Annotated in this window: 9 protein-coding genes and 1 pseudogene; 4 read left to right on the forward strand and 6 right to left on the reverse strand. The window is 71.9% G+C overall.

All coding sequences use genetic code 11. The annotated features are described in order from the left end of the window. Position 1: 1 nt before the first annotated feature. Entirely contained in the window at positions 2-331 is a 330-nt protein-coding gene (locus ACWDX9_RS33470) for a DUF1048 domain-containing protein (RefSeq protein ID WP_449961021.1), read from the forward strand. A 399-nt stretch (positions 332-730) separates the two neighbouring features. Here ACWDX9_RS33470 and ileS read toward each other — a convergent pair whose 3' ends face one another. Next, positions 731-3,877 (reverse strand): isoleucine--tRNA ligase, encoded by a 3,147-nt coding sequence (gene ileS / locus ACWDX9_RS33475; RefSeq protein WP_449961024.1) that lies wholly within the window; start codon positions 3,875-3,877, stop codon positions 731-733. A 454-nt stretch (positions 3,878-4,331) separates the two neighbouring features. Here ileS and ACWDX9_RS33480 point away from each other — a divergent pair, with 454 nt between their 5' ends. From ACWDX9_RS33480 to ACWDX9_RS33490, 3 genes are read left to right on the forward strand one after another with little or no spacing between them, the layout of a single operon-like run. Then, on the forward strand, positions 4,332-4,721 hold the full coding sequence (locus ACWDX9_RS33480; RefSeq protein ID WP_350729195.1) for a TraR/DksA family transcriptional regulator: 390 nt from the start codon (positions 4,332-4,334) through the stop codon (positions 4,719-4,721). A gap of 35 nt (positions 4,722-4,756) precedes the next feature. After that, complete coding sequence (gene lspA, locus ACWDX9_RS33485; protein ID WP_350729231.1) at positions 4,757-5,284, forward strand: signal peptidase II; 528 nt, start codon at positions 4,757-4,759, stop codon at positions 5,282-5,284. Further along, positions 5,277-6,206, forward strand: coding sequence for an RluA family pseudouridine synthase (locus tag ACWDX9_RS33490; RefSeq protein WP_185073022.1), 930 nt, complete (start codon positions 5,277-5,279; stop codon positions 6,204-6,206). The genes lspA and ACWDX9_RS33490 overlap by 8 nt, the downstream gene beginning before the upstream one ends. 6 nt (positions 6,207-6,212) lie before the next feature. On the opposite strand, the gene ACWDX9_RS33495 is transcribed toward ACWDX9_RS33490, so the two are convergent. The 5 genes and pseudogenes from ACWDX9_RS33495 to ACWDX9_RS33515 all read right to left on the reverse strand — a co-directional run. Then, positions 6,213-7,565 carry a protein kinase domain-containing protein gene (locus ACWDX9_RS33495; protein ID WP_449961027.1) on the reverse strand — a complete coding sequence of 451 codons (1,353 nt, stop codon included), beginning with the start codon at positions 7,563-7,565 and terminating at the stop codon, positions 6,213-6,215. 9 nt (positions 7,566-7,574) lie between these two features. Beyond that, complete coding sequence (locus ACWDX9_RS33500) at positions 7,575-7,886, reverse strand: AzlD domain-containing protein (RefSeq protein ID WP_364251550.1); 312 nt, start codon at positions 7,884-7,886, stop codon at positions 7,575-7,577. After that, the gene (locus ACWDX9_RS33505) at positions 7,883-8,545 is read right to left on the reverse strand and encodes an AzlC family ABC transporter permease (RefSeq protein ID WP_364251553.1); all 663 of its coding nucleotides are present in this window, start codon (positions 8,543-8,545) and stop codon (positions 7,883-7,885) included. Before ACWDX9_RS33505 ends, ACWDX9_RS33500 begins: the two co-directional genes overlap by 4 nt. Positions 8,546-8,556: 11 nt before the next feature. Continuing rightward, positions 8,557-9,399, reverse strand: a complete 843-nt coding sequence (locus ACWDX9_RS33510) for an AraC family transcriptional regulator (protein ID WP_397366053.1) — start codon at positions 9,397-9,399, stop codon at positions 8,557-8,559. Then, positions 9,396-10,224, reverse strand: a pseudogene (locus ACWDX9_RS33515) (hypothetical protein); the annotation flags it as partial. The gene ACWDX9_RS33510 and the pseudogene ACWDX9_RS33515, both read right to left, overlap by 4 nt.

Genomic DNA, 10,224 nt, shown 5'->3' on the forward strand with positions numbered 1-10,224 from the left:
CGTGGGCATCCAAGACATCATCGAGGGCAAGAAGCAGTGGCGGGCGCACATGGCGCGGGTCAAGGCGCTCCCGCCGGACTACCAGATCGTCTACAAGGAGATTCAGAAGTACTTCTTCAAGGTTGGACCGATCGACTTGCTTGACGGTCCCCTGCTCTCAGGGATCGTCGACTTCTTCGAGGAGGGCGTCGCGGCCGGCAAGGGAGTCCTGGAACTCATCGGCGACGACGTCGCCGCCTTCTGCGACGACCTGATCAAGGACTCGCGCACCTTCGCGGACATCTATCAGGAGTCCATCAGCGGGGAAGCCGGCGGCACGGCCGAGACGTAGCACCCGTCGACCCGGCCTTGAATCACGAGCTGCTCGGTCGGTGCCTCCAGCGCGGCCTCGATCATCTTCAATCTGAACGCCAGCCCCTCATCGGCGCGGCCCGTCGATATCTCCACCGGCAGCGGCGAGCTCCGCGTCCACACGGTCGGCGCCTGCGGGGCCATCCTGCGCAAGGACGCCTCGGTCATCGCCGACGCGGTCCGAGAGGTCGCCGCCCCGACCGCAGGGGGACCCTCGCTGAGCAACCGAGCTCGGTCGACGGGCTGAGCAGGTCGTTGGAACGCCGACCAGCGCCTCAACCTCACGAGCCGATCATGGCGCGGCGGCGGGCAGCGTCCCAGCACAGGGGTGGGCGGCGGTGGGGCGGGTTGTGAGGGCGCCCCACCGCCATCGTGCGTGTCAGGCGCGGCGGAGGTGGAAGGTCAGGGACAGGTCCTCGTCCGTGTGGGACGGGAGGTCCGTCGCCGTGCCCTCCGTGACCGTCGTCGCCAGGACCTCCTCCGCCACCACGTGCCCCTCGGTGCGCAGGGCCGTGGCGAGCTCAGGAGAGGACGTGGTCCACCACAGGTCGATGCGGTCCGTGATCGACAGGCCGGTCGACTTGCGGGCGTCCTGGACCAGGCGGATGACCTCGCGCAGGAGGCCGGCGCGGCGCAGCTCGTCGGTGAGCTCCAGGTCCAGGGCCACCGTCTCGCCCGTGCCGGTGCCGATGGCGCCCGTCTCCACCGCCCAGCCCGAGCGGGGCTGCTCGTTGACGATCACGTCGTCCGGGCCGAGCATGATCTCGCCCAGCTCGTCCGCCTCCACCATGACCGTGGATCCCGAGCGCAGGGCCCGGGCCACGCGGGTGGCGTCGGCGGCGGCCACGGCGGCCGCGACGAGCTTGGTCTGGGAGCCGAAGCGCTTGCCCAGGGCCCTGAAGTTGGGCTTGACCGAGTAAGTCACGAGATCGGCGCTAAATCCGGACATGTCTTCGAGGGTGTGGACGTTCAGCTCGTCCGCCACCAGACCCCGGAGCTCCCCGGGCAGCGACGGCCAGCCGTGGGCCCCCACCAGGGCGCGGCGGAGCGGCTGGCGGGTCTTGACGCCCGACGAGGCGCGGGCCGAGCGGCCCAGCTCCACCAGGCGGCGTACGAGGGCCATCTGGTCGGACAGCACCGGGTCCAGGAGGTCCTCGCGCACCTCCGGCCAGTCGGCCAGGTGCACCGAGGAGGGCGCGTCGGAGGAGCGCAGGACGTCCCAGAGGTAGTCGGTGATGAACGGCGTGACGGGGGCCATCAGCCGCGTCACCGTCTCCAGGCACTCGTAGAGCGTCGCGAACGCCTCCGGCGACCCCTGCCAGAACCGGCGGCGCGAGCGGCGCACGTACCAGTTGGACAGGTCGTCGAGGAAGTCCGCCAGGCGGCGTCCGGCGCGCTGGGTGTCGTACTCGTCGAGCGACGCCGTGACGTCGGCCACCGTCCTGTGCAGCTCGGCCAGCACCCAGCGGTCGAGCAGCGGGCGCTCGGCCGCGGGCGTGGCCTGCGCGAGCATGTCCGGCGACCAGGACTCGGCGTTGGCGTACAGGGTGAAGAACGACGAGGTGTTCCAGAGCGTCAGCAGGACCTTGCGGACGATCTCCTCGAGGGTGTTGTGCCCCACCCGGCGCGACGCCCACGGCGAGCCCGAGCAGGCCATGAACCACCGCAGCGCGTCGGCCCCGTGCTGGTCCATGAGCGGGATCGGCTCGAGGATGTTGCCCAGGTGCTTGCTCATCTTGCGGCCGTCCTCGGCCAGGATGAGGCCGAGGCAGAGCACGTTCTCGTAGGAGGACTGGCCGAAGACCAGCGTGCCGACGGCCATCAGCGAGTAGAACCAGCCGCGCGTCTGGTCGGTGGCCTCGCAGATGAACTGCGCCGGGTAGACGCCTTCAGGCTTGCCGCGCTCGCCCCACTGGGCGAACGGCATGGAGCCGGAGTCGTACCAGGCGTCGATGACGTCCGGGACGCGGCGCGCGAGGGCGCCGCACGACGGGCAGTCGAAGCTCACGTCGTCCACGAACGGGCGGTGCGGGTCGAGCGCCGAGATGTCCTGCCCCGCCAGCCCGCCCAGCTCCTCCAGCGAGCCGACGCACGTCACGTGGGACTCGTCCGCCGAGCACACCCACAGCGGCAGCGGCGTGCCCCAGTAGCGCGAGCGCGACAGCGACCAGTCGACGTTGTTGCGCAGCCACTCGCCGAACCGGCCCCACTTGATCGTCTCGGGGTACCAGTTGGTGCCGGCGTTCTCGGACAGCATCTTGTCCTTGACCGCGGTGGTGCGGATGTACCAGGACGGGAGCGCGTAGTAGAGCAGCGGGGTGTGGCAGCGCCAGCAGTGCGGGTAGCTGTGCTCGAAGTGGCCGCCGCGGTAGAGCAGCCCGCGGGCGCGCAGGTCCTCGGTCAGCTCCTCGTCGGCGTCCTTGAAGAACCGGCCGCCGACCATGGGCACGTCGTCGAGGAAGCGGCCGTCGGGGCCGATCGGGTTGACGACGGGCATGTCGTACTGCCTGATCACGGCCATGTCGTCGGCGCCGAAGGCCGGGGCCTGGTGGACCAGGCCGGTGCCGTCCTCGACCGTGACGTACTCGCCGAGCACGACGTAGTGGGCGCCGGGGATGTCGACCAGGTCGAACGGGCGGGAATAGGCGGTGTGCTCCAGCTCGCGGCCCGTGTAGCGGGCCACCTCGGTCGCGCCCTCGCCGAGGACCGACAGCAGCGGCTCGGCGACCACCAGGACCTCGCCGTCCGCGGTGCGGGCCGCGACGTACGTCACGTCGGGGTGCACGGCGACGGCCGTGTTGGACACGAGGGTCCACGGCGTGGTCGTCCACACCAGCAGCGCGGCGCCCAGCTCGGCCAGCGGCCCGGCGGTCACCGGCATGCGGACGTAGACCGACGGGCTGGAGACGGTCTCGTAGCCGCCGGGCTGGCCCAGCTCGTGGTCGGACAGCCCCGTGCCGCAGCGCGGGCAGTACGGCGTGATGCGGAAGTCGCGGAACAGCAGCCCCTTGTCCCAGATGACCTTCAGCGACCACCAGACCGACTCGATGTAGGACGGGTCCATGGTCCGGTACGCCTGGGACAGGTCGATCCAGTAGCCCATGCGCTCGGTCAGCTGCTCGAAGGCGTCGACGTGGCGCAGCACCGACTCGCGGCACTTGGCGTTGAACTCGGCGATGCCGTATTCCTCGATGTCCTTCTTGCCGGTCAGGCCCAGCTCGCGCTCCACGCCGACCTCGACGGGCAGGCCGTGGCAGTCCCATCCGGCCTTACGCGGGACGCTGAATCCGCGCATGGACTTGTAGCGTGGGAACAGGTCCTTGAACACCCGCGCCTCGACGTGGTGCACGCCGGGCAGGCCGTTCGCGGTGGGCGGGCCCTCGTAGAAGACCCAGGACGGGTTTCCGGAGTTCTGCTCCACGGAGCGCTCGAAGATCTTCCCGTCCCGCCAGCGGTCGAGGACCTCGCGCTCGAGCGCGGGCAGGTCGACCTGCGCGGGAAGAGAGCGGAAAGATGGCGAAGACATTTCGGGTGTGACCTCCACGCTTGATCGGCCGGTAGGGCGAGCGTGAAGGGACGAAGCCATGCGGCTCCGCGGTACCACCCTTCTTGACCTCGCACGCGGGCGAGGCCCTCTTCGTTTGATCTGCGGCCGGGTCTAATGAGCTCTCGCGAGCCGTTCTTCCGGCGGCTCCGGGGTGATATCCCTCACAGTCGGGCCCCATCAACGCCTTGCAGTCTCAAACCATAACGCAGAGTGGGGCCGAAGGCTTCCTGGTTTCTCAGGGCGAGCCGCCCGAGGGGCCGTCGGTACGCAACCGACAAAGTTGCGGGAATGGACGCCCCTGTGGAGGAGTTTAATGCGCGAGGCGGGATAGTACGGGGGAGGTAAACCGTCCGGCGGGTCGTTTGCCGTTCCGTTATGTGGATCCCTAAGCTGCCCGCACCATTTACGGCCTTGATCAGCAATGGAGGCAGCCATGGCGGCAGTCACGCAGACCGCTACACCTTCGATGTGGTCGGAAGAGGAGCTGGCCGAGGTACGCGGCAGGCTCCAGAGCGAGATCGACCAGCTCAACGCGGACATCCACCGCCACGAGACGGAGATAGCCTCTGGAGACGTCACTCAGGGAGCGGGCGACGACCAGGCGGACGCCGGCGCGAAGACGTACGAGCGCGAACGCGAGATCGCCCTTACCCTGAATGCGCGCGATCTGGTCGCGCAGAACGAACGTGCGATCGCCAGGATCGACGCCGGGACCTATGGAGTGTGCGAATCGTGCCACAAGCCGATCGGCAAGGAACGCCTTCAGGCGTTCCCGAGGGCGACGCTGTGCGTGGCCTGCAAGCAGAAGGAGGAGCGCCGGTAGGCCGCCCCCGCGGGCGTCTGGTCGCCGTCCTCGTCGTGCTGGCGGCCGTGGTCTACGCGGCCGACCTCATCACCAAGACGGTGGTGCTGCGCACGCTCGAGGGTCAGGCCCCGCTCGTCGTCCTCCAGGACGTGCTGCAGTTCCGGGTGATCTTCAATTCCGGTGCCGCGTTCAGCCTCGGCACCGGAATGACCTTCGTCTTCACCTTCATCGCCGCGGGCGTGGTCGTCGCCATCGTGCGCACCGCCCGCAAGCTCGGCAGCCGGGCCTGGGCGGTCACGTTGGGGCTGCTGCTCGGCGGCGCGCTCGGCAACCTCACCGACCGGCTGCTGCGCTATCCCTCGGGGATCGGGCGCTCCACGCAGCTGCAGGGGCACGTCGTCGACTTCATCGAGGTGCTCCCCGGGCATTTCCCCGTCATCGACTACTTCCCCGTGTTCAACATCGCCGACTCGGCCATCGTCTGCGGCGGCATCCTGGCGGTGCTGCTGGCCTGGCGCAACGTGCAGATCGACGGGTCCCGGGAGACCCCGGAGACCAAGGGGGCCGAGAAGGGTGAGTGAGCAGCGGAGCCTGCCCGTACCCGACGGGCTGGAGGGCGAGCGGCTCGACGCCGCGCTCTCGCGGCTGTTCGGCTTCTCCCGCACCCGCGCGGCCGAGCTGATCGGCGCGGGCGAGGTGCTGGTGGACGGCCGGCAGCCGGCCAAGTCCGACCGCGTGCACGCGGGCGCGTGGCTCGACGTGACGATGCCGCCGCCGGTCACCACGCCGATGCCGGTCGCCGAGCCGGTGCCGGGCATGACGGTCGTGTACGAGGACGACGACGTCATCGTGATCAACAAGCCGATCGGCGTGGCCGCCCACCCGACCGTCGGCTGGACGGGGCCGACCGTGATCGGCGGGCTGCTCGGGGCCGGTCACACGATCGCCACCAGCGGGGCCGCCGAGCGCCAGGGCATCGTGCACCGCCTCGACGCCAACACCACGGGGGCGATGGTGGTGGCCAAGAGCGAGGTGGCGTACTCGCGGCTCAAGCGGGCCTTCAAGGAGCGCACGGTCGACAAGCGCTACCACGCGCTGGTGCAGGGGCATCCCGACCCGTTCAGGGGCACGGTGGACGCGCCCATCGACCGCCACCCGTCCGGCGACGGGCGCTTCGCGGTGGTGGCCGGAGGGAAGCCGTCGGTGACCCACTACGACACCGTCGAGGCGTTCCGCGCGGCCTCGCTGCTGGACATCAAGCTGGAGACCGGGCGTACGCACCAGATCAGGGTGCACATGGCGGCGCTGCGGCACCCCTGCGTCGGGGACCTGCTCTACGGGGCGGATCCGACGCTGGCGGCCCGGCTGGGGGTCACGCGCCAGTGGCTGCACGCGGTGGCGCTCGGGTTCGAGCACCCCACCACGGGCGACTGGATGTCGTTCAGCACGGACTATCCGCAGGACCTGCAGAAGGCGCTGGACATCGTCCGCGCCGAATCCTGACCGCCCCTACGGCTGGTCGGCGTCCTCGCCGCCCGGCTCCGACGGCTCGACCGAGTCCGGGGTCTGGGACGGGGTGGTGTTGTCCCGGTCCTTCTCGCCGCTCGCGCTCGGCGTCGGCGTACGGTCGGGGTTCTTCCGCTCACCGGTCGGCGTGGGCTCCCGGGTGGGGTCCTTCCGCTCGCCGCTAGGCGTCCTGTGCCGGTCCTCGACGGCCGGCGGGGAGCTTTCGGGTGCGGAGGGCGTCGGGGCGAGCTGCGGAGCGCCGGTGGTCGGGTCGCCGGTCGAGGGCCCGGCGGTCACGACGGCTGGGGCGGGGCCCGGGCTCCGGGGCAGGTCCCGCGTCCGGCCGGACCACCAGGCCGCGCCGCCCGTGACCGCCGCGACGACCAGCGCGCCTGCCGCGATCACGGCCACCGGGAGCCTGCGCCGCCGCGGGGGAGCCCCGCCCGGCCCGGTCGCACCCGGCCCGGTCACACTTGGCTTGATCGCGACGGGCCCGGCCGCGCCCGGCTCGGTGACGGGGCCCGTCCGCTCGGGGGCGGCGCCGGTCAGGATCGCGGCCAGCCGCTGCTCGGCCTCCTCCAGTGACATGCGCTCGGCCGGGTCCTTGCGCAGCAGCCCGAGCAGTACGGGGCCGAGCACGCCCGCGCGGGCCAGCGGCTCCGGCTCGGCGTGCAGGACCGCGCCCAGCGTGGCCAGGGGGTTGTCCCGCTGGAAGGGCGAGTGCCCCTCGACCGCGATGTAGAGCGTCACGCCCAGCGACCACAGGTCGGAGGAGGCCTTGGCCTGGCTGCCCGCCGCGCGTTCCGGCGCCATGAACGCGGGGGTGCCGAGCAGCACGCCCGTGCTCGTCACGGTAGTCTCGTCCTCCGTCGTGGCGATGCCGAAGTCGGTGAGCACCGCCCGGCCGTCCTCGGCCATCAGCACGTTGTCTGGTTTGACATCCCGGTGCAGCACGCCCGCCGCGTGCGCCGCGCGCAGCGCCTCCAGGAGCTGCAGCCCGATGTCCGCGGCCGCCGGCGGGGACATGGGGCCGTCCTCGCGGATCAGCTCGCCCAAGGTGCGGGAGTTGACGAGCTGCATGACGATCCACGGGTGACCGTTCTCCTCCAGGACGTCGTACACGGCGGCCACACCTGGATGCGCCACCCGGCCGGCGGCCCTGGCCTCCCTGAACGTGCGTACGGCGAAGACCTCGCGCTCAGGATCCGTCAGGTCGGGTGGCGGCAGGATCTCCTTGACCGCCACGTCCCGGCCCAGCACCTCGTCATGAGCCTGCCACACCGTGCCCATCCCGCCCCGGCCGATCGTCCTGAGCAGCCGGTAACGCCCACCGACCATCTCTGTTGCATCGGACATGCACGGCGACTACCCAAGAAAGAACCGGACAAGCGCGGTGACGAGGGCCGCCGCGGCCAGGATGACCAGGAACGGCGCCCGCAGCAGCAGCCCGACTACCGCGGCGCCCAGCCCGGCCGTGCGCGCCGGGTCGAAGCTCAGCCCGCCCTCCTCCGTGAACACCTGCACCGCGATCAGGGCCGCCAGCAGCGCCACCGGCACCAGTTCGGCGAACCTGCGGATCGCCGGATGCTCCAGCACCCGGCGCGGCGCCGCCAGCCCGGCCAGTTTGAGCGCGTAGCAGCCCGCGCAGACCGCGGCGATGGCCCACCACAGCGTCATCGCGCCATCACCACCAGCACGGCGGCCGCCGACAGCAGCACGGGCACGCCGGGCGGCAGGAACGGGGTGGCGCACAGGGCGATCGCCGCCGCGGCGCAGGCGAGCCCGCGCAGCTCGGCGCTGGCCGTCAGGCGCGGCCACAGGATGGCCAGGAACGCGGCCGGGCCCACCACGTCCAGCCCCAGCACGCCGGGGTCGCCCAGGAACGACGCGCCGTAGGCGCCCGCCAGGGTGGTCAGGTTCCAGGTGAGGTAGAGGCTGGCGAACGTGGTGACGAAGCCCGTACGGGCCGCCTCCGGGGTCGGCTGGGCCAGCGTGACGGCCGTCGTCTCGTCGATCACCCCTTGCGCGGCCAGCAGCCGGCGGGGCCCGCGTACCCGGAGCAGGTCGGCCAGGCGCAGGCCGTAGAGCGTGTTGCGGCCGCCCAGCAGCAGCGCGCCCAGCGTGGCGGTCACCAGGTCGCCGCCCGCGCCCACCGCGCCGGTCAGCGCGAACTGCGAGGCGCCGGTGAAGGCCAGCAGGCTCAGCACGCACGCCTGCGGCACGCTCAGGCCCGCGGTGATCGCGGCGGCGCCGAAGGCGATCCCCGACAGCCCCACGGCCACGCCCACGCCGAGGCCGTCCCGCACGGCGGCGGAACGGTGAGTTGTCTGTTCCATGCCGCAAGAGGCTAGGAGGTGGGGGAACCGCCGGTCTTGTACGTTCCTGCAGCACGCTGGTACGCCGCGGGCGGCACGCCCACGATGCGCTTGAAATGCCGGTTGAGGTGGGCCTGGTCGGTGAAGCCCACCTCGGCGGCCACCTGCGCCGGGCGTACCCCGGACTGCAGGAGGCGGCGCGCCTGGCGCACCCGCAGCGAGGTCAGGTAGGCGTGCGGCGGCAGGCCCGTCTCGGCCTTGAACGCCCGCAGCAGCGCGAACGGCCGCGCGCCCACCGCGTCGGCCAGGTCGTCCAGCGTCGGCGGGTCGACGAGGCTGCCGTGCAGCAGGTCGAGCGCGTCCCGCACGGCCCGCCGGCCCTCGGCGGGCAGGATCGCCGTCGGCCTGGGCGTGGCGTGGCGGGTCACCAGCCGCGCGAACAGCGTGCGGCTCAGCGTGGAGGCGGCCAGCGCGTCGCCGCGCTCGGCCGCCTGGTGAGCCCGGCCGAGCAGCAGTGCCACCTCCTCGTCCCGCACGACCTGCCTGGGGAAGTGCGGCGTCGCGTACGGCACGCCGAGCTCGGCCGCGATCCCCGCCAGCGTGTCGATCGACGGGTAGAGCATGCGGTACGACCAGCCGTCCGGCGTGCCCGCCTGGCCGGTGTGCACCGACTCGGGGTTGACCAGCACCACCTCGCCCGCGCCCGCCCGGTGCAGGGTGCCGCGGTAGTCGAACTCCTCCACGCCCCTGACGATCACGCCGATGGCGTAGCCGTCGTGCACGTGCCGGGTGAAGCGGTGGGTGACGTAGCGGGCCTTGAGCAGGTCGGTGCCCGGCACCGCCGGATGCCGCCAGAAGTGCGCCTGCTCTTTCATTGGGGTCTGAAGGTCTTCGCGAACGTCTCGAAGTAGCGCCGGTCCGAGGCCCAGCGGGCGTCGGTGGTCTCCCAGTAGAGGGCGTACGGGCGGCCGTCGGCGGTGCGGAAGCCGCGGTTGATCACGTGGATCCGCTGCCCGTCGCGGATCCTGGTGAACTCCCAGTCGGCGGCCTTGCGGCCGAGGTAGGTGGTCGAGACGATGCCGATCCGGCTGTATCCCTCGAACTCGCCCTTCGCCCGGATCTCCTTCTCCAGGCTGGCCCACTGCTTCGCCGGGTCCGTCCAGGCGAAGTCGGGGACGGTCCACTCCACGATCATCGCCCCGGGGCTGTCGGGACCCTTGAAGGTGATGCTGTCCCTGGTGGAGTGCTTCACGGCCCGCCACCCCTCCGGGACGGCGACCCCGAAGCGGCCCTGCGCGCTCCTGAACGGGCGCCATCCCGCGGGCACCGGCTGCGTCGTCCTGGTCGGCGTGGGCTCGGGCGTGGCCGTCGGCGTGCTCGGCGTGCTCGACTCGGCGGTGGGGGTGAGGGCGGGGCCCGTCGGTGTGGGGCTCGGGGTCGCGGCGGTGCCCGTCCAGTGGTTGGAGACCAGGAAGCCGCCCGCGCCCAGCACCGCCACGGCGGCGGGCAGGCCGATCCACAGCGCCCTGCCGCGCCTGGGCCGCGTCAGGAGCGTGGGCCCTTCGGCCGTGTTCGCGGCGCCGGCCGTCGGCCGCCATGAGCCGGGGGGCGTCGGGTGGGGGGAGGGGCCCGTGGCGGCCTCGTACAGCAGCCTCGCGGCCTCCGCGGCGGGCAGGCGCTCGTCCGGGCTCCTGCGCAGC

The organism is Nonomuraea sp. NPDC003201 (assembly GCF_053590415.1).

What these genes read in the sequence shown, in the direction of transcription:
- ileS (WP_449961024.1), bottom strand. Translation starts at nt 3,877, where the DNA reads ATGTCTTCGCCATCTTTCCGCTCTCTTCCCGCGCAGGTCGACCTGCCC.
- ACWDX9_RS33480 (WP_350729195.1), top strand. Translation starts at nt 4,332, where the DNA reads ATGGCGGCAGTCACGCAGACCGCTACACCTTCGATGTGGTCGGAAGAG.
- ACWDX9_RS33495 (WP_449961027.1), bottom strand. Translation starts at nt 7,565, where the DNA reads ATGTCCGATGCAACAGAGATGGTCGGTGGGCGTTACCGGCTGCTCAGG.
- ACWDX9_RS33500 (WP_364251550.1), bottom strand. Translation starts at nt 7,886, where the DNA reads ATGACGCTGTGGTGGGCCATCGCCGCGGTCTGCGCGGGCTGCTACGCG.
- ACWDX9_RS33505 (WP_364251553.1), bottom strand. Translation starts at nt 8,545, where the DNA reads ATGGAACAGACAACTCACCGTTCCGCCGCCGTGCGGGACGGCCTCGGC.
- ACWDX9_RS33510 (WP_397366053.1), bottom strand. Translation starts at nt 9,399, where the DNA reads ATGAAAGAGCAGGCGCACTTCTGGCGGCATCCGGCGGTGCCGGGCACC.